The 26,754-nt window shown below is 69.3% G+C and carries 25 protein-coding genes; 10 read left to right on the top strand and 15 right to left on the bottom strand.

Annotated features, from left to right (window positions below; all coding sequences use genetic code 11):
• Positions 1-287: 287 nt before the first annotated feature.
• The 6 genes from OC490_RS17575 (at position 288) to OC490_RS17550 (ending at position 7,752) form a co-directional block, all read left to right on the top strand.
• A complete protein-coding gene (locus tag OC490_RS17575) occupies positions 288-1,658 on the top strand; it encodes a ricin-type beta-trefoil lectin domain protein (protein ID WP_262058890.1) in 1,371 nt (456 codons plus the stop codon).
• Positions 1,659-1,711: 53 nt separating this feature from the next.
• On the top strand, positions 1,712-3,934 hold the full coding sequence (locus tag OC490_RS17570; RefSeq protein ID WP_410098656.1) for an RICIN domain-containing protein: 2,223 nt from the start codon (positions 1,712-1,714) through the stop codon (positions 3,932-3,934).
• Between the two features lie 27 nt (positions 3,935-3,961).
• Positions 3,962-5,260: a ThuA domain-containing protein gene (locus OC490_RS17565; protein WP_262058889.1), complete on the top strand. Its 1,299-nt coding sequence runs from the start codon at positions 3,962-3,964 to the stop codon at positions 5,258-5,260.
• A gap of 120 nt (positions 5,261-5,380) precedes the next feature.
• The gene (locus OC490_RS17560) at positions 5,381-6,088 is read left to right on the top strand and encodes a TetR/AcrR family transcriptional regulator (RefSeq protein ID WP_262058888.1); all 708 of its coding nucleotides are present in this window, start codon (positions 5,381-5,383) and stop codon (positions 6,086-6,088) included.
• A complete protein-coding gene (locus OC490_RS17555; protein ID WP_262058887.1) occupies positions 6,081-6,824 on the top strand; it encodes an SDR family oxidoreductase in 744 nt (247 codons plus the stop codon). Before OC490_RS17560 ends, OC490_RS17555 begins: the two co-directional genes overlap by 8 nt.
• A gap of 28 nt (positions 6,825-6,852) precedes the next feature.
• Entirely contained in the window at positions 6,853-7,752 is a 900-nt protein-coding gene (locus OC490_RS17550; protein ID WP_262058886.1) for an SDR family oxidoreductase, read from the top strand.
• 11 nt (positions 7,753-7,763) lie between these two features.
• Here the strand turns inward: OC490_RS17550 and OC490_RS17545 are convergent, their stop codons facing one another.
• From OC490_RS17545 to OC490_RS17530, 4 genes are all read right to left on the bottom strand, one after another.
• Positions 7,764-8,525, bottom strand: a complete 762-nt coding sequence (locus OC490_RS17545) for an IclR family transcriptional regulator (RefSeq protein ID WP_262058992.1) — start codon at positions 8,523-8,525, stop codon at positions 7,764-7,766.
• A 245-nt stretch (positions 8,526-8,770) separates the two neighbouring features.
• A complete protein-coding gene (gene dmpG, locus OC490_RS17540) occupies positions 8,771-9,781 on the bottom strand; it encodes a 4-hydroxy-2-oxovalerate aldolase (protein ID WP_262058885.1) in 1,011 nt (336 codons plus the stop codon).
• Positions 9,778-10,728 (bottom strand): acetaldehyde dehydrogenase (acetylating), encoded by a 951-nt coding sequence (locus tag OC490_RS17535; protein ID WP_262058884.1) that lies wholly within the window; start codon positions 10,726-10,728, stop codon positions 9,778-9,780. The genes dmpG and OC490_RS17535 overlap by 4 nt, the downstream gene beginning before the upstream one ends.
• Positions 10,725-11,582 (bottom strand): 2-keto-4-pentenoate hydratase, encoded by an 858-nt coding sequence (locus OC490_RS17530; protein ID WP_262058883.1) that lies wholly within the window; start codon positions 11,580-11,582, stop codon positions 10,725-10,727. Before OC490_RS17530 ends, OC490_RS17535 begins: the two co-directional genes overlap by 4 nt.
• Before the next feature lie 231 nt (positions 11,583-11,813).
• Here OC490_RS17530 and OC490_RS17525 point away from each other — a divergent pair, with 231 nt between their 5' ends.
• The gene (locus OC490_RS17525; RefSeq protein WP_262058882.1) at positions 11,814-13,421 is read left to right on the top strand and encodes an FAD-binding protein; all 1,608 of its coding nucleotides are present in this window, start codon (positions 11,814-11,816) and stop codon (positions 13,419-13,421) included.
• A gap of 54 nt (positions 13,422-13,475) precedes the next feature.
• Here OC490_RS17525 and OC490_RS17520 read toward each other — a convergent pair whose 3' ends face one another.
• Together OC490_RS17520 and OC490_RS17515 are read right to left on the bottom strand one after the other, a co-directional pair.
• On the bottom strand, positions 13,476-14,090 hold the full coding sequence (locus OC490_RS17520) for a TetR/AcrR family transcriptional regulator (protein WP_262058881.1): 615 nt from the start codon (positions 14,088-14,090) through the stop codon (positions 13,476-13,478).
• A gap of 37 nt (positions 14,091-14,127) precedes the next feature.
• Entirely contained in the window at positions 14,128-14,988 is an 861-nt protein-coding gene (locus OC490_RS17515; protein WP_262058880.1) for an alpha/beta fold hydrolase, read from the bottom strand.
• Between the two features lie 169 nt (positions 14,989-15,157).
• Between OC490_RS17515 and OC490_RS17510 the strand changes: the two genes are divergently transcribed.
• Positions 15,158-16,030: a VOC family protein gene (locus OC490_RS17510; RefSeq protein WP_262058879.1), complete on the top strand. Its 873-nt coding sequence runs from the start codon at positions 15,158-15,160 to the stop codon at positions 16,028-16,030.
• Between the two features lie 53 nt (positions 16,031-16,083).
• Here OC490_RS17510 and OC490_RS17505 read toward each other — a convergent pair whose 3' ends face one another.
• The 4 genes from OC490_RS17505 to OC490_RS17490 are packed head-to-tail and all read right to left on the bottom strand — an operon-like array spanning position 16,084 to position 18,473.
• Positions 16,084-16,275, bottom strand: coding sequence for a ferredoxin (locus OC490_RS17505; protein WP_262058878.1), 192 nt, complete (start codon positions 16,273-16,275; stop codon positions 16,084-16,086).
• Positions 16,276-16,292: 17 nt separating this feature from the next.
• Entirely contained in the window at positions 16,293-17,105 is an 813-nt protein-coding gene (locus OC490_RS17500; protein WP_262058877.1) for a mycofactocin-coupled SDR family oxidoreductase, read from the bottom strand.
• A 16-nt stretch (positions 17,106-17,121) separates the two neighbouring features.
• The gene (locus tag OC490_RS17495; RefSeq protein ID WP_262058876.1) at positions 17,122-17,331 is read right to left on the bottom strand and encodes a hypothetical protein; all 210 of its coding nucleotides are present in this window, start codon (positions 17,329-17,331) and stop codon (positions 17,122-17,124) included.
• Entirely contained in the window at positions 17,328-18,473 is a 1,146-nt protein-coding gene (locus OC490_RS17490; protein WP_262058875.1) for an amidohydrolase family protein, read from the bottom strand. Before OC490_RS17490 ends, OC490_RS17495 begins: the two co-directional genes overlap by 4 nt.
• Before the next feature lie 181 nt (positions 18,474-18,654).
• Here OC490_RS17490 and OC490_RS17485 point away from each other — a divergent pair, with 181 nt between their 5' ends.
• Complete coding sequence (locus tag OC490_RS17485) at positions 18,655-19,518, top strand: mycofactocin-coupled SDR family oxidoreductase (protein ID WP_262058874.1); 864 nt, start codon at positions 18,655-18,657, stop codon at positions 19,516-19,518.
• A 9-nt stretch (positions 19,519-19,527) separates the two neighbouring features.
• On the opposite strand, the gene OC490_RS17480 is transcribed toward OC490_RS17485, so the two are convergent.
• The 5 genes from OC490_RS17480 to OC490_RS17460 all read right to left on the bottom strand — a co-directional run bounded on the left by OC490_RS17480 (position 19,528) and on the right by OC490_RS17460 (position 25,260).
• Complete coding sequence (locus OC490_RS17480; protein ID WP_262058873.1) at positions 19,528-20,505, bottom strand: NADPH:quinone oxidoreductase family protein; 978 nt, start codon at positions 20,503-20,505, stop codon at positions 19,528-19,530.
• Positions 20,502-21,698 carry an acyl-CoA dehydrogenase family protein gene (locus tag OC490_RS17475; protein WP_262058872.1) on the bottom strand — a complete coding sequence of 399 codons (1,197 nt, stop codon included), beginning with the start codon at positions 21,696-21,698 and terminating at the stop codon, positions 20,502-20,504. Before OC490_RS17475 ends, OC490_RS17480 begins: the two co-directional genes overlap by 4 nt.
• On the bottom strand, positions 21,695-22,462 hold the full coding sequence (locus OC490_RS17470) for an SDR family NAD(P)-dependent oxidoreductase (RefSeq protein ID WP_262058871.1): 768 nt from the start codon (positions 22,460-22,462) through the stop codon (positions 21,695-21,697). The genes OC490_RS17475 and OC490_RS17470 overlap by 4 nt, the downstream gene beginning before the upstream one ends.
• Positions 22,463-22,512: 50 nt before the next feature.
• Entirely contained in the window at positions 22,513-23,661 is a 1,149-nt protein-coding gene (locus tag OC490_RS17465) for an acyl-CoA dehydrogenase family protein (protein WP_262058870.1), read from the bottom strand.
• A gap of 126 nt (positions 23,662-23,787) precedes the next feature.
• Positions 23,788-25,260, bottom strand: a complete 1,473-nt coding sequence (locus OC490_RS17460; protein WP_262058869.1) for a FadR/GntR family transcriptional regulator — start codon at positions 25,258-25,260, stop codon at positions 23,788-23,790.
• 192 nt (positions 25,261-25,452) lie between these two features.
• Between OC490_RS17460 and OC490_RS17455 the strand changes: the two genes are divergently transcribed.
• A complete protein-coding gene (locus OC490_RS17455; RefSeq protein WP_262058868.1) occupies positions 25,453-26,652 on the top strand; it encodes an acyl-CoA dehydrogenase family protein in 1,200 nt (399 codons plus the stop codon).
• Positions 26,653-26,754: the final 102 nt, after the last annotated feature.

Below are 26,754 nucleotides of genomic sequence, written 5' to 3'. Positions count from 1 at the left end.
GCTGACGATCATCACGAAGCCTGCACAGTGTCACCTGTGAGAACCGGCCACTCAATGGTCCTGGTGATTTCTTTTCCTTCGCCTACAACTTCTCAACTCAGGCACGACCTACGGGACTTCTCCGGTCGCACCTCTTGACGGCTTTGGTGCAGACCTTTAGGTTCACCAGCCAACAGACCTCCCATGAATGCATTCCCCGCTCATATATGTGAACACGCGTGTTCACGTCTCACCGCCCTCCAGCCGGCGGCGTCCACCCCCCACCCCAGGACGAAAGGCCCCTCCTCATGCAACGCCTCGCCCTGCGCTGCGCCCTCGCGCTGTCCCTCGGCCTCACCGCCGTCGGCACCCTCGGAGCCCCCTCCGCCTCGGCAGCGACCGGCACCATCACCGGCCTGGCCGGCAAGTGTCTCGACGTCGCCGGCGCCGGCTCGGCCGACGGTACGGCCGTACAGATCTACGACTGCAACGGCACCGCCGCCCAACAGTGGACGGTCGGCTCCGACGGCACCATCAGAGCCCTCGGCAAGTGCCTCGACATCACCGGCAATTCGACGGCCAACGGCGCCCAGCTCCAGCTGTGGACGTGCGCCGGCAGCGCCAACCAGCAGTGGACCGTCACCGCCGCGCGCGACATCGTCAACCCGGCGGCCAACAAGTGCCTTGACGTCACCGGGAGTTCCTCGGCCAACGGCACCCGCACCCAGATCTGGACCTGCTCCGGCGCCGCCAACCAGAAGTGGACGGCACCCGCCGCCGGCGGTACGACGCCGCCCACGACCGCTCCGATGGCCGTCGCGCCGTACCTCTACAACGGGTGGGGCAACCCGCCCAGCCCCACGACTGTCATGAACGCAACCGGCGTGAAGTGGTTCACGCTCGCGTTCGTCCTGAGCAACGGGTACTGCAACCCGCAGTGGGACGGCGGCCGGGCGCTGACCGGCGGGGTCGACCAGTCGACCATCAACACCGTGCGGGCGAACGGCGGCGATGTCGTTCCGTCCTTCGGCGGCTACAGCGGCAACAAGCTGGAGAGCTCCTGCTCCAGCGCGGGCGAACTGGCGGCGGCCTACCAGAAGGTCATCAGCGCCTACTCCCTGAAGGCCATCGACATCGACATCGAGGCCGACGCCTACAGCAACGGGACCGTGCAGCAGCGGACCGTGGACGCGCTCAAGACCGTCAAGGCCAACAACCCGGGCATCAAGGTGTACGTCACCATCGGCACCGGGCAGAGCGGCCCCGACACCAGCCTCATCAACCGGGCCGCCTCGTCGGGGCTGACCGTGGACGCCTGGACGATCATGCCGTTCGACTTCGGCGGCGCGGGCCAGAACATGGGCACGCTCACCCAGCGGGCGGCCGAGGGCCTGAAGACCGCGCTGAAGAACGCGTACGGCTACAGCGACGACGCGGCCTACCGGGACATGGGCATCTCGTCCATGAACGGCATCACCGACAACAACGAGACCGTCACCACCACCGACTTCCAGACCATCCTCGGCTACGCGCAGGCGCACCACCTGGCGCGGCTGACGTTCTGGTCGGCCAACCGTGACCGGCCCTGCCCCGGCGCCTACCCGAACGACGACACCTGCTCGGGCGTGAGCCAGAGCAACTGGCAGTTCACCAGCATCTTCGCCCAGTACACCGGCTGACGGACGCCCCCTCCGACCTTCCTCCCCAACCCCCCATCACCACAGGAGAATCCGTGCTCAGACGGAAGAGACTGTCCGGTCGCCACGCCATCCCGAGAGCGCTCACGGCGGTCGCGCTCGTGGCCACCACCGTGACCGGCATCGAGTTCGCCGCGCAGGGCTCGGCGAGCGCCGCGAACTCGGCCGCCGCCGCGATACCGACCGGCTACACCACCGTGGTCAACAAGGGCAGCGGCAAGTGCGTCGACGCCCGCTCGGCCGCGAGTGCCGACGGCACCGCCGTGCAGCAGTACGCGTGCAACGGAAGCACCGCGCAGAACTGGCAGTTGGTCGCCACCGACAGCGGCTACTACCGGGTGAACAGCAACCTGAACGGCGCCGAGGCCTGGGACGTCACCAACGTCTCGACCGCAGACTCCGCGCCGATCCAGCTGTGGACGTACTCCGGCGGCAACAACCAGCAGTGGCTGCCGGTCGTCGAGTCCGACGGCGCCTACCACTTCGTCAACCGCAACAGCGGCAAGTGCCTCGACGTGCCGAGCGCTTCGACCGCCGACAGCGTGCAGTTGGCGCAGTACACCTGCAACGGCACGGCCGCGCAGTCCTTCACCCTGGGCGGCGCCACGACCAACCCGCCGGGCACGCCCGACTTCGGCCCCAACGTGACGGTGTTCGACCCGTCGATGTCGGCGTCCAGCATCCAGTCCAAGCTGGACTCGGTCTTCTCCCAGCAGCAGACCAACCAGTTCGGCTCGGCCCGCCAGGCCCTGCTGTTCAAGCCGGGCACGTACAGCGCCAACGCCAACGTCGGCTTCTACACCCAGGTCGCGGGCCTCGGCTTCTCGCCGGACGACGTGACGATCAACGGCGCGGTGCACGCGGAGGCCGACTGGTTCCAGGGCAACGCGACGCAGAACTTCTGGCGCGACGCCGAGAACCTGTCGGTCAACCCCACCGGCGGCACCGACCGTTGGGCCGTCTCGCAGGCCGCGCCGTACCGGCGCATGCACGTGCGCGGCAACCTGGCGCTGGACGACGGCGGTTGGTCCAGCGGCGGTTTCATCTCCGACACCAAGGTCGACGGCCAGATCCAGTCCGGGACCCAGCAGCAGTTCCTCACCAGGAACTCCACGATGGGCAGTTGGTCCGGCTCCAACTGGAACATGGTCTTCGTCGGCGACCAGGGCGCACCCGCCCAGTCCTTCCCGACGTACACCAACGTCGCCAGCTCCCCGACGATCCGCGAGAAGCCCTTCCTCTACGTCGACAGCGCGGGCGCCTACCAGGTGTTCGTGCCCGGACTGCAGTCCAACGCCGTGGGCACGACGTGGAGCGGGAAGACCCCGGCGGGCAAGTCCCTGCCGATCGACCAGTTCTACATCGTCAAGCCCGGCGCCACCGCGGCCGACATGAACACCGCCCTCGCGGCCGGCAAGAACCTGCTGGTCACCCCGGGCGTCTACCACCTCAACCAGACGATCAACATCACCCGGCCCGACACGGTCGTCCTGGGCATGGGTCTGGCCACCTTCGTGCCGGACGGCGGGATCACCGCGATCTCCACGGCCGACGTGGACGGCATCGAGCTGGCGGGTCTGCTGATCGACGCGGGCACCACCAACTCCGCGACGCTGGTGCAGATCGGCCCGTCCGGCTCGACCGCCACGCACGCCTCGGACCCGACGCAGTTGTCCGATGTCTTCGTCCGCATCGGTGGCGCCACCATTGGCAAGGCCACCAACTCCGTTGTCATCAACAGCGCCAACACGATCATCGACCACACCTGGATCTGGCGGGCCGACCACGGCAACTCGGGCACGGTCGGCTGGACCACCAACACGGCGGACACCGGGCTGATCGTCAACGGCGCCAACGTGACGGCGTACGGCCTCTTCGTCGAGCACTTCCAGAAGACTCAGGTCCTCTGGAACGGCAACGGCGGCCGGACGTACTTCTTCCAGAACGAGATGCCCTACGACCCGCCGAACCAGGCCTCCTGGATGAACGGCACCGGCAAGGGCTACCCCGCCTACAAGGTCGCCGCCGGCGTAACCACCCATGAGGCATGGGGACTTGGCAGCTACTGCTACTTCAGCTCCAACTCCGCCGTGGTCGCCGATCACGCCTTCGAGGTGCCGAGCGTGTCCGGGGTCAAGTTCCACGACATGGTGACCGTCTCGCTGGGCGGTGTCGGCACGATCAGCCACATCATCAACAGCACCGGCGGGCCGTCCAACTCCAGCACCAACGTCGCCTACCTGACCAACTACCCGTAGACCGCACGGAAAGGATCGATCACCTACATGAACACCAACAGATCCGCTTCCACCCGCGCGCTCCTGCGAGTCCTCCTCCTGTTGGCGACGCTGCTGGGCCTCGCGTCCGTACCGCCCGCCGCCCAGGCGAGCACGGCGGCCACCCCGTTCAAGATCCTCGCGCTCTACAGCGGGACGTACGACGCGGCGCACATCGACTTCGACAAGGAGGCGAACGTCTGGTTCCCGCAGCAGGCGGCGGCGAACGGCTACACCTACACGTCCAGCACCAACTGGGACCTGCTGGCCAACGGCGGGGTGAACGCGTACCAAGTCGTCCTGTTCCTCGACGACTTGCCGCAGACCGCCGCCCAACGCAGCGGATTCGAGGCGTACATGAGGGGTGGCGGCGGCTTCATGGGCTTCCACGTCTCCGCCTTCACGACGGACGCGGCGAGCTGGTCCTGGTACCACAACACGTTCCTGGGTTCAGGGAACTTCGTGTCCAACACCTGGGGGCCGACCGCCGTGACCCTGAAGGTGGAGGACCATTCGATCCCGCCCACCGCCGCCCTGCCGGCCACGTTCACCTCGTCGGTCAGCGAGTGGTACAGCTGGTCCAACGACCTGCGACAGAACCCGGACATCAAGATCCTGGCGTCGATCGACCCGAGCAGCTTCCCGGTCGGCACCGACCCCAACCAGTCCTGGTACAGCGGGTACTACCCGATCATCTGGACCAACACGAAGTACAAGATGCTGTACGCGAACTTCGGCCACAACGCGATGAACTACACGACCAACACGCGTCTGTCGTCGACCTTCGCGAGCGCCACCCAGAACCAGTTCCTGCTCAACGGGCTCAAGTGGCTCGGCGGGGGCGACACTTCGACGCCGCCGACGGACACCCCGATCTCCGAGACCTCCTGGTACTCCGTGCAGAACGGCGGCAACGGCACCTGCGTGGACGCCCGTTCGGCGGCCACGGCCAACGGCACGGCGATCCAGCAGTACGCCTGCAACGGCACGACGGCACAGCAGTACCAGTTCCGCTCCACCGACAGCGGATACATGGAGGTCACCGCGCGCGGAAACCCCGCGCAGGTCATCGACGTGACCGACCGCTCGACGGCGGACAACGCGCCGTTGCAGCTGTGGGCCTACTCCGGTGGCACGAACCAGCAGTGGCAGCCGGTGCGTGAGACGAGCGGGCGCTATCACTTCGTCGCCCGGCACAGCGGCAAGTGCCTGAGCGCCGCCACGGCGGCGACCAACAGTGTCCAGCTCACCCAGCGGGCCTGCGACGGCTCGGCGGCGCAGTCCTTCCAACTCGCCGTGCAGTCCTGAGCCACCGCACGGCAGAACAAGGGTGCCTCCCACCGCAAGGACGCGGTGGGAGGCACCCTTGTTTTCACCGATAACAGCAAGCTGTTGTCATCGATACGCATCGGTGTTATCGTCGATTACATGAACACGAGATCGCTGATTATCGAGGCGGCGGCGGAGCTGATCGCCCAGTCGCCGAGCGGCGATGTGTCGACGCGCGCGGTGTGCGAGGCCGCCGGTGTCCAACAGCCCGTGCTGTACCGCCTGTTCGGCGACAAGGACGGACTGCTGGCGGCGACGGTCGACCACGTCTGGGACCAGTACCTGGAGACCAAGCGCGCCGCCGAGAAGTCGGCGGACCCGTTGCGGGACCTCCGGGCCGGCTGGGACAGCCACACGGCGTTCGCACTGGCGCACCCCAACGCCTACAAGCTGATGTTCGCCCCGGCGCTGCGCTCCGTGCCCGAGGCCGCGGAGGAGGCGATGCGCATCCTCCGCGGGGACCTGGAGCGGCTCGCCGCGCAGGGCCGTCTCCGTGTCGCACCGGAGATCGCGGCACGCATGGTCATGTCGGCCAACACCGGTGTGTCCCTGGCTCTGATCACCCGTCCCACGCAGTATCCGGACTCCGGCCTGTCGAGGCTGGTCCGGGACGCGATCCATCAGGCGATCCTGCTCGACCCGGCGGCGGACACCACGGCCGCAGACGCCCGCGCCGCAGCCGCGACCACGCTGCTCTCGTCCCTGGACGACCTCACCCCCGAACCGTTCACCCCCGCGGAGTCGGCCCTTCTCGGGCAGTGGCTCACGCAGATCCCCACTTCACGGAAGGACCCCCACAATGACTGACACCGAGACCACCACCCGCGTCGCCCTGGTCACCGGCGGTTCCGGCGGCATCGGCCGCGCGGTCGCCGAGCGGCTGGCCAAGGACGGCATCGCGGTCGGCGTGCACTACGCCGGCAACAAGGCCAAGGCCGACGAGACGGTCGCCGCGATCGTCGCGGCCGGCGGCAGGGCGATCCCCGTCGGCGGTGACGTCGCCGACGAGGACGCGATGTCCGCCGCGTTCGACGCGGTCGAGGCGGAGTTCGGCGGCATCGACGTGGTGGTGAACACCGCCGGGATCATGGCCCTGTCCCCCATCGCCACCATGAACCTGGACGACCTCGACCGCATGCACCGCACCAACATCCGCGGCACGTTCGTCGTCTCCCAGCAGGCGGCCCGGCGCGTGCGCGGCGGCGGCGCGATCATCAACTTCTCCACCACCGTCACCCGCACCAAGTTCCCGACCTACGGCGCCTATGTGGCGAGCAAGGCCGCGGTCGAGGCCATGACCCTGGTCCTGGCCCGCGAGTTGCGCGGCAAGGACATCACCGTCAACGCCGTGGCCCCCGGCCCCACCGCCACCTCGCTCTTCCTGGACGGCAAGGACGAGACCACGATCGAGAACCTCGCCAAGGCCGCCCCGCTGGAACGCCTGGGCACCCCGGACGACATCGCCGAGTCCGTCGCGTTCCTGGCCGGCCCCGCCCGCTGGATCAACGGCCAAGTGCTGTTCGCCAACGGCGGGTTGGCCTGAGCCGTCCCGCCCACTCAAGGAGATCCCCATGAACAACGTCGTCGTGATCACCGGCGCCTCCAGCGGTTTCGGCGCCCTCACCGCCCGCGCCCTCGCGGACAAGGGCGACACCGTCTACGCCGGGATGCGCAACACCGCCACCCGCAACGCGCCCCAGGTCCAGGCCGCCGCCGACTACGGCAAGGAACACGGCGTCGACCTGCGCTCCATAGAACTCGACGTGAACGCGCAGGACTCCGTCGACGCGGCGATCGACCGCGTCATCGCCGAGCACGGTCGCATCGACGTCCTGATCCACAACGCCGGCCACATGGTCACCGGACCGGCCGAGGCCTTCACAGCCGAGCAGCTCGCCGAGCTGTACGACGTGAACGTCCTCTCCACCCAGCGTGTCAACCGCGCTGCGCTGCCCCACCTGCGCAAGGCCGGCCGGGGTCTGGTGATCTGGGTGTCGAGTTCGAGTGTCAAAGGCGGTACCCCGCCGTATCTGGCGCCGTACTTCGCCGCCAAGGCCGCGATGGACTCACTCGCCGTCAGTTACGCGGCCGAGCTGGCCCGTTGGGGCGTGGAGACCTCCATCGTGGTGCCCGGTTCGTTCACCAGCGGCACGAACCACTTCGCCCACTCCGGGCGCCCGGCGGACGGCCGGGTCGAGGCGGAATACGAGACACGGTACGCGGGCCTGATGACCCAAGTCGCGGAGAAACTCGCCGCGTTGGCCCCGGAGGGCGCGGACGCCTCGCTGGTGTCCGAGGAGATCGCCCGCATCGTCGCACTACCCGTCGGGCAACGCCCGTACCGGGTGCACATCGACCCGGCCGACGACGGATCCGCGGCGGTCTCCGTCGTGGCCGACCGCGTCCGCCGCGACTTCCTGACCCGCGTCGACCTCGCGGACCTGCTCTCCGTGCACCCCGCGGCGGCCTGACCGACACCCGCTTACAAGGTCACCGCCTCAGTCACGTCCCGCCGATACGACTCCCCGCCCCCGAACAACTCCTCGGACACGGCCCGTACGGCGTTCACGACCAGCGGAGCCACCAACTCCAGTGGTGCGCGGCCGTCGCCGACGACCGAGATCGCGCCGACCGGGCCGTCCGGGCCGCGCAGGGCGAGGCCGACGCAACCGAGGTCGGGGAAGCACTCGCCCCGGTCGATCGCGAGGCCGTTGCGTCGGCGTACGGTGCTCAACTCCCGGTGGAGGAGGTCGAGTCGGCCGATGCTGTGGGAGGTGCGGCACTCCATCGACTGCTGGTAGCGGGCGTCGATCTCCTCCGGGCTCAGCCAGGCGAGCATCGCCTTGCCGAGGCCGGTGCAGTGCGCAACCGCCCGCCCGCCGACCCGTGAGGGGATGTCGACCGCGGCCCGGCCGCCGACCTTGTCGAGGTAGTAGATCTCGGGGCCGTCGAGCACGGCGAGATGGACGACCATCTTCGTCCGGACGGCCAGGTCGAGGAGTTGGGGCGCGGCTGCCGCGCGCAGCGTGCTGTGTCCGATCTCCCGTCCGCCCAGACCGAGCGCGCGCGGTCCGAGTGCGTACCCGGCGACCGTGTGGCGCAGCCAGTCCAGGCGCACCAGTTGGTCGAGGATCCGGTGCGTGGTCGAACGGGGCAATTGGGTCCGGCGGGAGACCACTTCGAGGGTGAGGTGTGTCTGGGGCCGCTCGAAGAGGTCCATGATCAACGTCACGCGCTCCATCATCGACGGTGGCAGCGCATGCCGGTCGTCCTCGTACCGCGGCTCCAGTCGAAGGGCAGACGTCATCGTCAATGCCTCTCTGCTCAAACTGAAATCAATTCTAGTTCGGCGCCTTCGTCAACGTATCAACGGCCTCGGACACAGGCCAAGAGGCGTGCACGAGTTTATTGGTACGCCCGGTCCAATCAACGCGCGAAAGCGCCGCCCCCGGCCTGTGGACCGGGAAGCGGCGCTACCGGAACGCGCGATCAGCAGCCGCGCGTGAGGTCGAGCGCGATGTCCACGATCATGTCCTCCTGCCCGCCGACAAGTCCCCGCCTGCCGACCTCCTGGAGGATGGTGCGCGCGTCGAGGCCGTACTGTCCGGCCGCCGTCTCGGCATGCCGCAGGAAGCTGGAGTAGGCGCCCGCATAGCCGAGGGTCAGGGTCTCCCGGTCGACACGCACGGGGCGGTCCTGCAGTGGCCGTACCAGGTCGTCGGCGGCGTCCTGGAGGGCGAACAGGTCGCAACCGTGCTTCCAGCCAAGGAGGTTGGCGACGGCGACGAACGGCTCGATCGGGCAGTTCCCGGCACCCGCGCCCTGTCCGGCGAGGGACGCGTCCACCCTGGTCACCCCTTCCTCCACCGCCGTGACGGAGTTGGCGACCGACAGGGACAGGTTCTCGTGCGCGTGGATGCCGATCTGGGTGTCCGGGTCGAGGACGTCCCGGTAGGCGCGGATGCGGTCGCGGACGCCGTCCATGGTCAGCCGGCCGCCGGAGTCGGTGACGTACACGCAGTGCGCGCCGTAGGACTCCATCAGCCGTGCCTGGCGGGCGAGTTCGGCGGGGTCGGTCATATGGGCCATCATCAGGAAGCCGGAGACGTCCATGCCGAGTTCGCGGGCGGTGGCGATGTGCTGCGCGGCCACGTCGGCCTCGGTGCAGTGGGTGGCGATCCGGACCGAGCGGACACCGAGGGAGTACGCCTGCTTGAGTTCGGCGATGGTGCCGATGCCGGGCAGCAGCAGGGACGTCAGCGTCGCCCGGTGGATGGCGCCGGCGGCGGCCTCGATCCACTCCCAGTCGGTGTTGCTGCCGGGGCCGTAGTTGAGGCTGCCGCCCGACAGTCCGTCGCCGTGGGCGACCTCGATGGCGTCCACGCCGGCCTGGTCCAGGGCCGCGCTGATCGCGGCCACGTTCGCGGGCGTGATCCGGTGCCGGATGGCGTGCATGCCGTCCCGGAGGGTGACGTCCTGCACATAGAGCCTGGGGGTCATCGGGTCACCTCCGTGAAGAAGCGCTGGGCGATGCGCTCGGCGACCCGCAGGGCGGCCGAGGTCATGATGTCGAGGTTGCCCGCGTAGGCGGGCAAGTAGTGGGCGGCGCCCTCGACTTCGAGGAACACCGACACCTTGGTGGTGACCTCGGAGGCATCGCCGGTGAAGAGGGTGTGGACCGGATCACCGGCCGGGATCGGGGTGAACTGCACCTGCTGCTTGAGCCGGTAGCCGGGCACGTACTCGGCGACCGCGTCCACCATGCCCTCCACGGACGCCCGCACCTGCTCCTGGTCCGCGTCGCCGATCAGGCAGTACACGGTGTCCCGCATGATCAGCGGCGGCTCGGCCGGATTCAGCACGATGATCGCCTTGCCGCGCTGCGCGCCGCCCACCTTCTCGATCGCGGCGGAGATGGTCTCGGTGAACTCGTCGATGTTGGCGCGGGTTCCGGGTCCGGCCGACTTCGAGGCGATCGAGGCGACGATCTCGGCGTAGGGCACCGGTGTGATCCGGCTGACCGCGTGCACAATCGGGATGGTGGCCTGGCCGCCGCAGGTGACCAGGTTGAGGTTGTCGACATCGTTGGCAAGGTGCTCGTCGAGGTTCACCGGCGGCACGACGTACGGGCCGATGGCCGCGGGCGTGAGGTCGACCAGCCGTTTGCCGTACGGGGCGAGCCGCTTGGCGTTCTCGACGTGCGCCTTCGCGGACGTGGCGTCGAAGACGATCCCGATGTCGTCGAAGCCGTCCATCCGGATCAGCCCGTCCACGCCCTCGTGGGTGGTGGGCACCTTCAGTCGCGCGGCACGGGCGAGGCCGTCCGAGTCCGGGTCGATGCCCACCATCGCGGCCATCTCCAGGGTGTCGGACAGCCGCAGCACCTTGATCATCAGGTCGGTCCCGATGTTGCCGGAACCGATGATGGCCACCTTGGTCTTCGTCATCCCTGTTCCTTCGAAGAGTCCGATGAGTCCGGTTCGTTGGCCGAGAACGTCGCGGTCACGGTGCCGAGGCCCGACATCTCGGCCCGTACGGTGACTCCGGGCGGGGTGGGGACGAGCGGCCCCAGCGCCCCGGAGAGCACGACCTGACCGGCGCGCAGCGGATCGCCGAACTCCCGCGCGGTGCGCGCCAGCCACAGCAGCGCGGCGAGTGGATCGCCGAGGCAGGCGGTGCCGTCGCCCTCGGACGCCGGCTCCCCGTCGGCGTACAGCCGCATGGTCACGTCCCGGGGTTCGAACGCCTTCAACTCGACCCGCTCGCCGCCGAGTACGAACAGTCCGCTGGACGCGTTGTCGGCGACGGTGTCGGTGATCGCGATGTCCCAGTCGGCCACCCGGCTGTCCACGATCTCCAGCGCGGCGACGCCGTACGCGACGGCGGACCGGACCCGCTCGATGTCGAGATCGTCGTCGTCGAGGTCGGCGGCGAGGACGAAGGCGATCTCCGCCTCCACCCTGGGCTGCAGCAGCCGTTCGCTCGGCACGGCCGGCAGCGCGCTGACGTCCATGTCGGCGAGGAGCACCCCGAAGTCGGGCCGGTCTACGCCGACTTGGCGCTGCACCGACTCGGAGGTCAGTCCTATCTTGCGGCCGACGACGCGTGCTCCGGCCGCGATCCGGTCGGCCACGACGCGCTGTTGGACGGCATAGGCGAGGCTGATGTCGGTCGCGCCGAGCAAGTCCCGTACGGGCGCGCACGGTTGACGGTCACGGGCCGCGCGCGTCAGTCGTACGACCGCCTCGGCCACCGCCGCCGCACGGTCCGCCACGGCCCCCGGTTCCCAAACGTCTGTCATTCGCATCCTCAACTCGTGATGGCCTCCAGCCTGGGCATCCGTGCCCCTTCACGGGCCCGCGCGTTCCGCTCACCGGGACTCGATCCGGGTGTGGACAAATGGTCTCGCTGAGCGAGATGACCGGCCGGAGCCGGGGAGTTGGCTCGATACCGTCGCCCGCACATCGCGAGAGGTTGTGGCGTTGAGCCGCGCTCGGCCGTCGAGAACGTCAGCACACCTGAGGAGGTCATCTTGGCCAGCAACGAGGACGTCTACGACGTGATCGTGGTCGGGTCGGGAGGAGGTCTGGTCGGTGCCTATGCCGCCGCGTCGCGCGGCCTGCGCACCCTCGTCATCGAGAAGACCGACCGGGTCGGCGGCACCACCGCCTACTCCGGTTCCGGTCTGTGGTACCCCGGCTCGGCGCCCATGCGGCGGGCCGGGCTGGACGACAGCATCGAGGACGCGCGGACGTATCTGCGCGACAGCGTCGACGACGAGTCGCGCGAACCGCTCCAGGAGGCCTATCTGCGGGCCGGCGTACAGCTGGTCGACGAGCTGGAGCAGAACCCGTGGTTCCAGTCGTTCGAACACCTCCCGGTGCCGGACTACTATCCGTCGGTCCCCGGCTCGTCCCCCACGGGGCACACCATTTTCCCGCCCAAGGTCACCGTCGCCGAGCTCGGCGAACACGCCCGGCTGGTCCGCGCCTGCCTGCCCACCCAGCGCTGGGGGCAGGACGAGGGCCCGGTCCTCAGCGGGGGCCGCGCGCTGATCGGCCGGACGCTGGCCGCGTTCCTGGAGACGGGCCACGGTTCACTGCGCCTCGACACGGCGTTGGAGAGCCTCGTCGTCGAGGACGGCCGGGTCGTCGGCGTGGAGGCAGTGAGCGACGGCGAGCGGGTCACGTTCCGTGCGACGGGCGGGGTGATCCTCGCGGCCGGCGGTTTCGAGCGCAACCGCGAGCTGCGCGAGAAGTACCAGCCGGTGCCGGAGCGCGGCAGCGAGTGGACGCACGGCGCCCCGGGCAACACGGGCGACGCGCTCCAGGCCGGCATCGCGGTCGGCGCCGCCACCGATCTGCTCGACGCTGCCTGGTTCACGCCCGGACTCGTGTGGCCGGACGGCCTTCCGCTCTTCCACACGGGCACCCGTGGCGGAATCTGGGTCAACGCCGCCGGCGAACGTTTCGTCAACGAGACCCGCCCCTACGACCAGGCGGGCCGCGAGATAGTCCGCCTGCACGCCACTTCGGGTGTCTCGCACATCCCCGCCCACTGGATCATCGACCAGCGCCAGCTCGACCGGGACGGCTTCGGCGGCCCGTACGACGAGCCGGTCCGCCCCGAGTGGTTCGAGTCGGGCGCGCTCAAGAAGGCGGACACGCTGGAGGAGTTGGCGCAGCTGATCGACGTACCCCTGGAAGCCCTGCGCCGGACCATCGAGGAGTTCAACGGCTACGCGCACACCGGGGTCGACGAGAAGTTCCACCGCGGCGAGACACCCTGGGACCGGATGGCCCAGTACGTCCTGGGCTTCCCTGCCCTGCCCCAGCTCAACTACCCGGCGCCGCCGCCCACTTCGGACTGGCCCAACCCACTGCTGCCTCCGCTCGACACCCCGCCGTACTACGTCGCGACCATCGTCCCCGCCGACATCGGCACCAAGGGAGGCCTGAGGATCGACGAACACGCGCGGGTGCTGCGCCCGGACGGCGCCCCGATCGAGGGCCTCTACGCGGCCGGCAACACCGCCGCCGCGATGACGGGCCGTGTGTATCCCGGTGCGGGTGCTCCCATCGGTTCGAGTGTCGCCTTCTCGTATCTGGCCGTGCTCGACATCGCGGGCGCCGAGGACTGACGCAACGTCAAGTGCCCGGAGCACCTAGGGTGTTCCGGGCACTGTCATGATGTCCTACGGCGTGAGGAGCAGCCGTGCCGCCAGGCGCATGTTGGTCTCCGCCTCCTCGGTGGAGAGCTCCTCGGTGAGCACGGCCACGAACAGGCCCCACCAGCCGTAGATGAGCAGTCTCGCCCGGCTGCGCTCGGTTGCCGAGGCCTCGCGGACGCCGATGCCGAGCAGGCGCAGGATGGCCTGGCCGAGGGCGCTGTCCACGAGGTCCATGCGGGCCGGAACGATGCTCGTGTACTCGGTGAACGACGACAGGGCCACCGCCGACGCGAGCAAGGGGCTGTCCAGCAGTTTGACGCTGAGCGAGATGAGGAGATCGGCGATCTCGGCGGCGGGGTCCGTGCCCCCGTCGGCGCACGACGTGTTCTCGTGGCCGCCGACGAACTGCTCGATGTGCCACTCCAGGACCGCCATGAACAGGTACGGCTTGGACGGGAAGTAGCGGTACAGGGTGGCGATGGCGACGCCGGCCTCCTTGGCCACGTCGTGCATCTGGACGCTGGCCAGTCCTTCGCGGGCGCCGAGTTCGGAGGCGGCGCGGAGGATGCCGACCCGGCGGGCGACCTGGCCGCTCGACATCGGGGCCGCCGGTTGCCGTGCCTCAGCGGGTCTCGCCACGTCGTCCCCTCAGGTCGTTGGGTGCTCCCGCCGACGCTCAGGACGCCTCGGGGCGGGTCAGGAAGGCCAGGACCGTGCTCTCCCACGCCTCCTTCTGCTCGATCATGGCCCAGTGGCCGCAGTCGGGCAGCACATGCAGTTCCGCTTTGGGAATCGTACGCATCGGGATCAGCGCGCTCTCCAACGGTGTGACCCGGTCGTCACGGCCCCAGGTCAGCAGCGTGGGCACGGTGATCTTGTGCAGCGCGGCCCAGATGGGCTGGTCGGAGTGGGCCTGCGCGGCCTGCATGGCTGCCATGGCCTGCCGGCCGTAGATCCGCCGGGAGGCATCCAGGGTCGCGGGCTCGGTCGCGGTCACCCAGCGCTCCTCGATGAGTTCCTCGGTGAGGAGGGACGGGTCGTGGACCATCGACCGCAGCCACTGGACGAGGTTCTCGCGGGTCGGGTTCTCGGCGAACTCGACGAGCAGGTTGAGGCCTTCGCTGGGGCCCGGCGAGAGGATGTTGCGGCCCACGCCGCCGATGGTGACGACCCTGCGGAAGAGGTCCTTGTGGGCGACGGCGAGCCCGGCGGCGACGAAGCCGCCCATGGAGTTCCCGATGACGTCGACGCGTTCGAGGCCGAGGCCGTCGAGGAAACGCAGGACGGCCTTCGGGGCCGCCATCATCGGATTCTCGTCAGTGGGGTCGCTGACCCCGAACCCGGGGAATTCCAGGGCGAGACAACGGAAGTGCTTCGCGAACACAGGGAGATTTCCCCGGTAGTTGCGCCAGCCGGTCACGCCCGGACCGGAGCCGTGCAGCAGGAGCAGGGGCGGCCCGTCGCCCGCCTCGTGGTAGCGCAACGTGCCCTCGTCGGTGTGCAGTTCGCGCAGGGTGTCCTCAGCGGTGAGTGTCATGGCGGTGCGTGGCCTCCGGTCGCGGGGTGACAGGCGACAGTCACCGTGCCACCGCGTCCCTGCCGGGTGTCGTACTCCTCCCGATCAGTGGGACGTCCACGACTCCTGGTCCGCCCGCCTGATTAGCGTCGGACCGCAAGGACTTGACGACGGTGATGGGAGAGCCCTGATGGGTGTGCGCTCACTCGGGTATGTACGGCTGGAATCCAGTGACATCGAGAAATGGAAGGTGTTCGGGGCGGATTTCCTCGGCCTGATGCCTGTTGCGGGCGGCGACCCGGAATCCCTCTATTACCGGATGGACGACTATCCGGCCCGCATCGTGGTCTCCCCCGGCTCGCAGAGCGGGATGACCGCCCTCGGCTTCGAGGTCATCGACGAGCGGGAGCTGGCGAGGCTGGTCGCCGACGTCGAGAAGACCGGCATCAAGGTGACCGCCGGCACCGAGGACGAGGCCGCGGAACGCCGGGTCACCGGCTTCGTCAAGTTCAACGACCCGGGCGGCAACCCGGTCGAGCTGTTCTACGGCGCGATCCTCGACCACGTTCCGGTGCACACGCCGCTGGTCTCGGGCTTCCTGACCGGTGACATGGGCTTCGGGCACGCGATCGTCTCCGCCGAGGACGCTCGGGGCACCTTCGACTTCTACGTCAACACCCTCGGCTTCATCGAGCGCAACACGATGCGCTCACCGGGCGGCACGACCTGGTTCATGGGGTGCAACCCCCGCCACCACACCCTGGGTGTCACCCCGGCGCCCGGGCCCGGGCGGCTGCTGCACTTCATGGTCGAGGGCAGGACCCTGGACGACGTGGGCCGCGCCCTGGACCGGGCCGCGAAGCTCGAAGTCCCGATGATGCACTCGCTCGGCAAGCACACCAACGACCACATGGTGTCGTTCTATGTGTGGTCGCCGGAGAACTACGCCGTCGAGTTCGGCTGGAACGGCCTGAAGGTGCCGGAGCCGGTGCCCGTCTACGAGATCACCGACGGCGCGTTCTGGGGCCACCACTTCACCCCGCCGCCGCAGCCCGCCGGCTGACCCGAGCAGCAAGACAGGAGCCCCACGGTCTACGGCTGTGGGGCTCCTCCGTGTCAGCGCTCGATGGTGACGGCCCGCTCAGGGCAGGCCAACTCCCCGTCCCTGGCGGCCTGTTCGAGTTCCGGTGGCACCTCGCCGTCGTAGGGCAGCGCATAGCCGTCGTCGTCGAGCCGGAACACCTCCGGCGCCGCCGCCGCACACCTCGCGTGCCCGGAGCACAGCGAGGAGTCGATCGTGATCTTCATGCACAACTCCGTTCGTTCTACGGCTTGTTCGTCGAGCCGGCGTCGACGGTGAACTGGAGGCCGGTGACAAAGCGCGACTCGTCCGACGCCAGGAACAGGACGGCGTTCGACACGTCGCGCGGCTCGACGTACGGGGCGAGGGGGTTCATCGCGGCCAGCGCGAACAACGGTTCCCGCGCGGCGAGTTCCTCGATCGGGACGCCGACGGTGATGCCGGTGTCGCTGACGCCGGTCGGGTGCACGGTGTTCACCCGGATGCGGTGCGGGGCGAGTTCGTTGGACAGCGCCTTCATCAGGCCGACCACACCGTGCTTGCTGGCCACGTAATGGGCGTACGGCACATGGCCACGGATGCCGGCGGCCGAACTGGTGATGACGACGGAACCGCCCTGTCCGGCCTCGATCATCCCGGGGATCGCGGCCCGCACCGTGTTCCAGGGGCCCTTGAGGTTGACGTCCATGACGACGTCCCAGGCCTCCTCGGAGAGTTCCCAGGCGGCGCCGATACTCATCACGCCCGCGTTCGCCACGACCGTGTCGAGCCGCCCGAACTCCTCCCGCGCCGCGTCGACGGCGGCCCGCAGTTCCGCGACCGAGCGCACATCGGCCTGGACGGCGACACACCGGCGGCCGGTGGCCCGCACCAACTCCGCGGTCTCTTCGAGCTGTTCCTTCGACGCCAGCGGATACGGCAACTCATCGCTGATGTCATGGCACACGTCGGTGACGACGACGTCGGCGCCCTCCTCCGCCAGCCGCACCGCATGCGAGCGGCCCTGACCGCGGGCCGCTCCCGTGACGAGCGCAACCTTGCCCTCCACACGCCCCACGCCAACTCCCTTTCGCTCAGCGGACATTCAGATCCTCGGCGGCCTCGCGAAGAGCGCGCAGCCGCGTGTCGAGGAGTTCGCGCTCAGCTTCGTCGCCGGCGCCGAGTTCGGCCAGACGGCGGTCGGTGAGGGCGATCTCGTCCTGGAGACGGCCGTACGCCTCGTCGCGGGTCAGCAGGTCGAGGTCGGTCCAGTCGGAGCGCTCGGACTCCGGGCGCCTGCTCATGCGGGGAGGTTGTAGAGGCGGCGGGTGTTCAGCTCCACGATCTTGTGGACCTCGTCGTCCGGTACGTCGGCGAGGACCTCGGCCGCGTAGGCGCGGCTCTTGGGCCAGTACGAGTCGGAGTGCGGATAGTCGCACTCCCAGGTGATCTTGTCGACGCCGATGTGGTGGCGTACGTCCACGCCGAACCGGTCGTCGATGAAGCAGCCGTGGATGTGCTGGTGGAACAGCTCGGAGGGCCGCACGGTCTGGTTGACGTTCTGGTAGAAGCGGTGCCGCTCCCAGGTGCCGTCCATCCGCTCCAGCAGATACGGGATCCAGCCGATGCCGCCCTCGGACAGCCCCACCTTGAGGCCGGGGTGGTTGTGGAACACCGGGGAGAACAGCAGGTCGGCGGTGGCGTACATGGAGTTGCAGCCGAACAGGGAGATGGTCACCGCGAAGGGTGCCTCCGGGGCGGTCTTGGGGGCCGCGCCCGAGGTGCCGAAGTGCAGGCACAGCGGCATGTCGGTCTCCACGGCCGCCGTGAACACCGGGTCCCAGTGGTCGGTGTGGAACGACGGCAGGCCCAGCGGGACCGGGTTCTCCGGGAACGAGATGGCCTTGGCGCCCTTGGCCGCCGTACGCCGGATCTCGGCCGCGCAGGCGTCGACGTCCCACAGCGGCAGGATGACCAGCGGGATGAGCCGGCCGGGGGCGGTGGCGCACCACTCGTCGAGCACGAAGTCGTTCCACGCCTGGACGCAGAGCAGGGCGAGTTGGCGGTCCTCGCCGTCCAGGAAGATCGTGCCGGCGAAGCGCGGGAACGACGGGAAGCACAGCGCGCCCCACACGCCGTCCAGGTCCATGTCGCGCAGCCGGGCCTTCGGGTCGTAGCAGCCCGGGATCATCTCGTCGTAGCGGGTGGGTTCGAGGCCGAACTCCTCGGGCGACTTGCCCGCTACGGCGTTCAGGCCGATGTAGGGGTAGATGCGGCCCTCGTAGTTCCACACCTCGGCCGGGGCCTGGCCCTCTCCGCGCGCCTGTTCCACGATCCGCGGTCCGACGTCGCGGTACTTCGCCGGCAGGCGGTCCGTCCACAGGCGTGGCGGCTCGATCAGGTGGTCGTCGGTCGACAGCAACTTCATCCACGGCTGCAATGGCATCGATGTGCTCCCTCGAATCTCATGGACTCTCTAGCACCGGCCGAATTGTGTGCACTGTTCAGGTCCCACTGAACGGAAACCGGCCAGCAGTCAGCGGACTTGATACCGATCATGGATCACGAACAGCACCATCGAACAGTATTCAGGCTACTCTTTTATCTCCGGCGGAAGGAGCCCCAGGATGGGCCGAGTACAGGACAAGGTCGTGTTCATCACCGGGGCGGCGCGTGGACAGGGCCGCGCCCACGCGCTCCGGCTGGCCGCGGAGGGCGCCGACATCATCGCCGTCGACCTGTGCGAGGACATCGCCACCAACGCGTATGCGCTGGCCACTCAGGACGACCTGGACGAGACCGTGCGCCAGGTCGAGAAGCTCGGCCGGCGCATCGTGGCGCGCAAGGCGGACGTACGGGATCCGGCTGCTCTCAAGGCGGCCGTGGCCGACGGGGTGGCCGAACTCGGGCGGCTGGACGCCGTGGTGGCGCAGGCCGGTATCGCCCCGCTGGGTCCGCAGCAGGGTGTCCAGGCGTTCATCGACGCCGTAACCGTCGACTTCAACGGTGTCGTGCACGCCGTCGAGGCCGCCCTGCCGCATCTGCCGGACGGCGCCTCGATCGTGGCGACCGGTTCCATCGCGGCTCTGACCCCGGCGACCGTCGACAGCCCGTCCAACGGCCCCGGCGGTCTGGGCTACTCCTTCGCGAAGCGCCAAGTGGCCGCGTTCGTGCATGACTTGGCGACGGTGCTGCTGTCGCGGAGGATCCGGGTCAACGGCCTGCACCCCACCAACGTCAACACGGACATGCTCAACAGCGACATCATGTACCGGTCGTTCCGGCCGGACCTCGAAAACCCGACCCGCGAGGACGCGCTGGTGTCCTTCCCGGCGACGACCGGTATGGACATTCCCTACGTCGAGCCGGAGGACGTCTCCGACATGGTGCTCTTCCTCATCTCCGACGAGTCCCGTTACGTCACCGGGATGCAGATGCGGGTCGACGCCGGCGGCTATGTTCGCAAGCGCCCTCAACTCCCCACGTTCTGAAGGCCTTTGCTACGACATGAGATCCAGGACCACCTTGCCGGTGGTCCTGCGCTCGGCGACATCGGTCAGGGCGGAAGCGACATCGCCCAGCGGGTGAACCCGGGAGACCAACGGGCGCATCCCGTCCCGGACCATCGCGGCGAGGGCACGGTCGGCGGCGGCCACGGCGTCCGGGGAGTACTGCCGCACAGTACGGATCTCGAAGCCCCGCACGACCAGGTCCTTGAGCAGCACCAGGTTCAAGGGGATGCGTGGGATCTTGCCGTCCGCGTACCCGACCGTGACGAACCGGCCGCCCCGGCGCAGTGCGCGCAGCGCGGCCTCCGCGTGGTCGCCGCCCACCGGGTCGATCACGAGGTGGGCGCCCTCTCCGCCGGTCAACTCCCTTGTGCGGAGCTTGAGATCCTCGTGCACGTAGTCGACGCCGGCCTCGGCTCCGAGCTTGCGGGCGACCGTCAGCCGCTCCTGGCTCGACGCGGCTGCGACCACCCGCATACCGAGCCGCGTCGCGATGTCGACCGCCGCCGAACCGACCCCGCCGGCCGCGCCGAGCACCGCCACCCACTCCCCCGCGCTGCCCTGTCCGACCGTGACCAGGGAGTGGTACGCGGTGGCGTACGTGACGTGGAACGCGGCGGCGTGCACCATGTCGAGGCCCTCGGGCACCTGGCGCAGGCTCGCGACGGGCACCACGACCTGTTCGGCGAACGCGCCGGTGAGCACCGCCCCGGCGACGGGTGAACCGACGGTCGGGCCGGACACGCCCGGCCCCAACTCCGCTACCACACCGGCGAATTCACTGCCCGGAGTGAACGGCAGCGGCGCGGGCACCTGGTAGCGGTTCGCCACGATCAGCACATCCGGGAAGTTCACCGCCGCCGCGTGCACCCGGACCAGCACCTCGCCCGGTCCGGGCCGGAGGTCGTCGAGCTCGACGACCGAGAGACCGCCGGGCGGCCCGTACTCCGTGCAGCGTGCGGCCTTCATCGGGTCCTCTCCACGGTCGGCATCGCCGGGTCGCGGGGCAGGCCGAGCACCTGCTCGGCGATCGTGTTGCGCTGGATCTCGGCCGTGCCCGCACCGATCGACGAGGCGCGGGTGCGCAGGAACCCCCATACCCAGCGCCCGCGTTGGACCGCGTGCGGGTCGCGGCGGTCGAGGATGCCGTACGGTCCGAGCAGGTCGAGCGCGAACTCGTGCAGTTCCTGCTCGAAGGTCACGATGGACAGCCGTGCCGTCGAAGAGGCGGGCCCTGGCTCGCCCTTGGCCATGATGTCGGCGATGGTGCGCATGCCGGTGAGCCGCATGACACGCACCCGGATCTCGAAGTCGGCGAGCCGGTCGCGGACGATCGGGTCGGCCGTGGCCCCGCGCTCGTGGGCGAGTTCGATCAACTCGTCCAACACCCGTCGGTACAGGGCCGCTTGGTTCATCGCCCCTGCTGCTCTCTCATGCCCCAGGCTCGTCCGCACCAGGGGCCAGCCGCCGTTCTCCTCGCCGATGCGGTTGTCGACCGGTACACGGACGTCGTCGAGGAAGATCTCGCAGAAGTGGGCGTCGCCGGTCAGGTCGCGCAGCGGCCGTACGGTCACTCCCGGGGCGTGGGCATCAATCAGGAGGTAACTGATGCCGTCCTGGCGGGAGTCGGGCGGACCGGTGCGGACGAGGGTGAAGACGATGTCGGCGATGTCGGCCGAACTGTTCCACACCTTCTGCCCGTTGACGACGTACTCCGCGCCCTCGCGCCGTGCCGTCGTGCGCAGCGCGGGGAGGTCCGAGCCCGCCTCCGGTTCGGAGTAGCCCTGGGCCCACACCAGGTCGCCGCGCAGCATGGGGCGCAGGTGGCGCTCCTTCTGCTCGGGCGTGCCGTACTTGATGAGGGTGGGAGCGGCGATTCCCAGTCCGGTGCCCAGGGGGCCGGGGACGCGGGCGCGGGCGTACTCCTCCTGGTAGCTGACCTGGCGTGCGAAGGACAGGTCCATGCCGCCGTACTCGCGCGGCCAACTCGGGCCTGCGTAACCGGCGTCGTAGAGCGTGGCGAGCCACTTCTTCTGCCAGGCGACGCGCTCGACGGGGTCCTTGGGGCGGCGCCCGGGGTGATGCTCCGTGAGGAAGGCGCGCAGACGGGCGCGGAACTGCTCGTCGGTCTCATCGGTCTCGCCGTCCGCCGTCATCGTCATCGCGGGGCCATGCGGATGGCGCCGTCGAGGCGGACGGTCTGGCCGTTGAGGTACGGGTTCTCCAGCATCTCCACGGCGAGGCGGGCGAAGTCGTCCGGGTCGCCGAGGCGCTTGGGGTGCGGCACGGAGGCGGCCAGGCCGTCGCGGATGTCGGCGCGGAGGCGGCCGAGCATCGGGGTGTCCATGATGCCGGGGGCGATGGTGTTCACGCGGATCTGCCAACTGGCCAGGTCGCGGGCGGCGACGAGGGTGATGCCGTGGACTCCGGCTTTGGCGGCGGTGTAGGAGGTCTGCCCGATCTGGCCGTCGAAGGCCGCGACCGACGCGGTGAGCACTACGGCGCCCCGGTCGCCGTCGACCGCCTCGTTGCCGGCGAGGCGGGCGGCGGAGAGGCGCAGGACGTTGTAGGTGCCGATCAGGTTGACGCGTATGACCTCGGCGAAGGTGTCGAGTTCGCCGGGGTTGCGGTCGCGGTCGATGATCCGGGTGCGGTCGCCGCCGCGTCCGGCGCAGTGCACGACGACGCGCAGGGTGCCGAGTTGCTCCGCGGCGTCGAGGGCGGCGGTGACCTCGGTCGCGTCGGTGACGTCGGTACGGACGAAGCGAGCGGCCTCGCCGAGGTCGGCGACGGCCTTGACGCCCTGTTCCTCGGAGATGTCGGCGAGGACGACACGTCCGCCGCGTTCGATGATGCGTCGCGCGGTGGCGAGGCCGAGCCCGGAGGCGCCGCCGGTGACGAGTGCCGCTGAACCGTCGATGTTCACACCCAACTCCTCATGGACTGCGGGGTTTTGAAGGCGAGTTCTGCAGGGCCTCAAAGGCCCAGGGACTTGCTGATGATGAGCTTCATGACCTCGCTGGTGCCGCCGTAGATACGGGTCACTCGGGCGTCCGCATACAGGCGGGCGATCGGGGATTCGAGGATGTAGCCGTAGCCGCCGTGCAGTTGGAGACAGCGGTCGACCACGCGGCCCTGTGTCTCGGTGCAGAACAGCTTGGTGCGCGCCGCGTCCACGGGGTCCAGTTCGCCCGCGACGAGCGCGGTGATCGCCGCGTCGAGCAGGGCCTGCGCGGCGGTCAACTCGGCGTCCAGGGCAGCGAGTTCGAACTTCGTGTTCTGGAACTGGGCCAGTGGCTTTCCGAACACGTTCCGGTCGCGGACGTAGGTGACGGTCAGGTCGATCGCGGTGCGGGCCTGGGCGACCGCGCCGACGGCGATGGCCAGGCGTTCCTGGGCGAGGTTGCGGCCGAGGAGGGTGAAGGCGGCGCCTTCCTCGCCGAGGAGGTTGGCGCCGGGCACGCGGACGTCGTCGAAGGCGAGTTCCACGGTGTCCTGGACGGCCAGGCCGATCTTCTCCAGCTTGCGCCCGACGGTGAAGCCGGGCGTGCCTTTCTCCACCACGAGGAGGGAGAGACCGGCGCGCCGGTTGTCCGGGTCCACGGTGGTGCGGGCGACCACGATCACCAGGTCGGCGTGGTGGCCGCCGGTGATGAAGGTCTTGGCCCCGTTGAGAACGAAGTGGTCGCCGTCGCGGACCGCGCGGGTGGTGATGCCGGCGAGGTCGGACCCGGTGGCCGGTTCGCTCATCGCGATTGCGGTGTACAGCTCGCCGGAGGCCAACCCCGGTAGCCAGCGCGCCCGTTGCTCGGCATTGGCCAGGCCGGTGAAGTACGGGACGACGATGTCGAGGTGGGTGCGCAGGCCGCCGAGCGTGACGCAGGCGCGGGCGCACTCCTCCTGGATCACGGCGTTGTAGCGGTAGTCGTCCTGGCCGCCCCCGCCGTACTCCTCCGGGATCGACGTACCGATGATGCCGAGCTTGCCCAGTGCGGTGAACAGGTCCCGGGGGACGAGTCCGGCACGCCGCCAGTCCTCGTACGACGGGAGCACCTCGCGGGCGATGAAGTCACGGACCAGCAGACGGAAGTCCTCATGGGTCTCTTCGAACAGGGTCCGGCGCATCGGATCTCCTTCGGCTCGACCTATTCAGTATACCTAATTAGCCTCGCCCGACACAGCCCGGTTCAGCAGAACGCCCCCGTGGGCCCGAAGGCCGCACAGGGGCGTTGCCGGTTGAGCGTCAGGGGATCAGTGCCACCAGGGGATCAGCGCGTCCAGGTGGCGACGCATCCGGTGCCGCGCCACACCTGCGTCACCCTCGACGATGGCGTCGAGAATCCGCTGGTGGACGTGCTGGACCTCGTCGGCCGCCGTGTCTCCGGGCAGCGGACGGTCGTGGCCGGAGGCGTGGCGGCGGAACAGTTCGGTGATGATCGACAGGAACAGCGACAGCACCGGATTGTCGGAGAGTGCGGCCAGTTCGGTGTGGAAGAGGTCGGCCTTGCGCGGATCGTCGGCGGGGCCCTCCGTGCTCCAGCGAACGGCCTTGCCGAGCCGTTCGGTCACCTCTTTGTCGCCTTCTGCCACTCTCGCGGTGACCCGGGCGACGATGCCGAGTTCGATGGCGTTGCGCACGATCCGCAGGTCGTCGGCGGTGACGCCCTGGTACTCCAGGAACAGCGCCATGGTGTCGATGCTGGCCTGCGGCTCGGGCTCGGTGACGACCAGTCCGCCGCCGGGGCCGCGGCGCATCCGGGCGACCGAGTGGTACTCCAACAGCCGTACGGCTTCCCGGAGTACGGCTCGGCTGATCGAGTAGCGAGCCAGCAGGTCGGCCTCCGAACCGAGCACCATGCCGGTCTGCCAGCCGCGCGCGGCGATGTCGTCGTGGATCCGGGCCGCGACGACTTCGGCGAGCTTGGCCCGCGGGCCCTCGACCAGTTCGGGCTCGACGACATTGCCCGCGATCCGCTGCCCCCGCCGCACCCGGTGCTTCTCGATCCAGCCGGCCACCGACTCCAGATGCGCGGTCAACTCCGTCTGGGCGCGGGCTCCGTCGTCGGCGATCACCGCGTCGACGACGGCCTTGTGCGCGCGGTGCGAGGTGTCCTTCGCCGCGTGCATCTCGGTCTTGGAGATACGGCGGGAGGTGTGCGCGTAGCGGGCGGTGAGCCGGGTGAGCACGTCGACGAACAGGTGCAGCACCGGGTTGCCCGACAACTGGGCGAGCACGGGGTGGAGGGGGTCCTGCGAGTGGACGCCGGGTTCGTCCCAGTGGTCGAGTTCGGCGTCGAGCGTGGTGCGAAGGGTGTCGATGCCCTGCTCGGTGATGCGGTCGGCGGCCAGTCCGGCGGCGATCGGTTCCAGCAGGAGGCGGGCCTGGAGCAGATCGGTGACGCTGGTGCCGACGTATTCGAGGTAGATCACCATGGCGCGGGTGGCCGGTCCCGCGTCGGGTGCGCAGACGATCAGGCCACCGTTCGGGCCGCGCCGCATCCTGGCCACCTGGTGGTGCTCGACGAGCCGTACCGCCTCGCGCAGCACCGCCCGGCTCACCCCCAGCCGCTCCCGCAGATCCACCTCGGACCCCAACGACTCGCCCACCGGCCAGCCCTGACGGATCACGGTCGCCTCGATACGGCGGGCGGTCTGCGCGGCCAGCTTGCCGACCGGGACGCCGGCCTCACCGTCGGCGGGCTCGCGGTCGACGGCAGTCGCCATGGCCAACTCCTCTGGGGCGGATATTGCGGATCCCCAGTCTATTCGTCACCTGGGCCGGAGGCGTGCCGTTCGGGCACCTCGAACCAAGTTGAGGCCACTTTTTATGGTCTCGGGCACTGGCAACCGGGTGATCGGCCCAGTTAGAGTAACCTCATTTCTGGGCCGCGGCACGAGAACAGGGAGCCGACAGCGATGCGACTTGAGTCCACGCCAGAGCTCGAAGCGTTCCGGCGGAAGGTGCGCGCCTTCGTCGCCGAACACTCCCCCGGCATCAAGACCCACACGGGGGTGCGCGCACCCGAGCCCGAACTGATGCCGGCGATCCGGCAGTGGACGGCGAAACTGTACGAGGCGGGTCTCCTCGGCATCGACTGGCCGGCCGAGTACGGCGGCCGGCCCGACGCCCACCCTCTCGAATCCTCGGTCGTGGCGGAGGAGATCGCCCGCGCCCGCACCTGGCAGCCGATCGGCGCCGCCTCGCTGGCCTCGGCCGCACTGCTGGAGTTCGGCACCGACGACCAGCGGGCGCGCTTCCTGCCCCGTATCCGCTCCTGCGAGGACGTGTGGTGCCAGCTGTTCAGCGAACCGGAGGCGGGCAGCGACCTGGCGGCACTGCGGACACGGGCGGTCCGCGAAGGTGAGGGCGACGACGAGGTGTTCGTCGTGGACGGCCAGAAGGTGTGGACGACCAACGGCCAGCACGCCGACATGGGTTACCTGCTCGCGCGCACCGACCGCGAGGCCCCGAAACACAAGGGCATCACGGCGTTCGCCCTCGACCTGCGCAGCCCGGGCGTCGAGATCCGGCCGCTGCGGGAGATCACCGGGACCACCGACTTCAACGAGGTGTTCCTGGACGGCGTCCGCATCCCGGCCGCGAACGTGATCGGCCGGGTCGACGACGGCTGGCGGGTGGCGATGAGCAGCCTCGGCCATGAGCGTTCCGGTGTGGCCGCGCGCGGTGTCGAACTGGTCGCCGTACTCGACGACTTGCTGCGTCTAGCCGCACACACCTCTGTCAACGGCGGGCCCGCGCTGGACGACTCCGCGACCCGGCAGGCGATCGGCGAACTGGCCACGCGGGTACAGGTGAACGCCGCGTTGATCGGGCTCGCCCAGTCACGGATGCTGCACGGCACGGAAGGGCCCACCGACTCCCTCCTCGGCAAGATCTTCTTCAGCGAGCTGAACCACGACCTGGTCGACTTCGGCCTGAGCCTGCAAGGCACGGACGGGCTGCTGGTCGAGGGCGACGAGGACGTCGTAGCGGATGGCTGGTGGCAGGACGCGCATCTGTACTCGCGGGCGTACACGATCGCCGGCGGGGCGAACGAGGTGCTGCGCACACAGGTGGCCGAGCGGGGGCTCGGGCTGCCGCGGGAGCCCCGCTGACTCACCCGGCCGATAAATGGACCACTCGGTCAATACGCATGCCTAACATTTCTTCACCGGCCCCTTAAAGGTTTCCAGGAGATTGATTGTACCGATCGGTCG

The sequence above is a fragment of the Streptomyces sp. STR69 genome (assembly GCF_024519455.1).
Lineage (GTDB): Bacteria > Actinomycetota > Actinomycetes > Streptomycetales > Streptomycetaceae > Streptomyces.
Note: the sequence above shows the minus strand (reverse complement) of the source record. Positions and strands in the feature narration are given on the sequence as shown.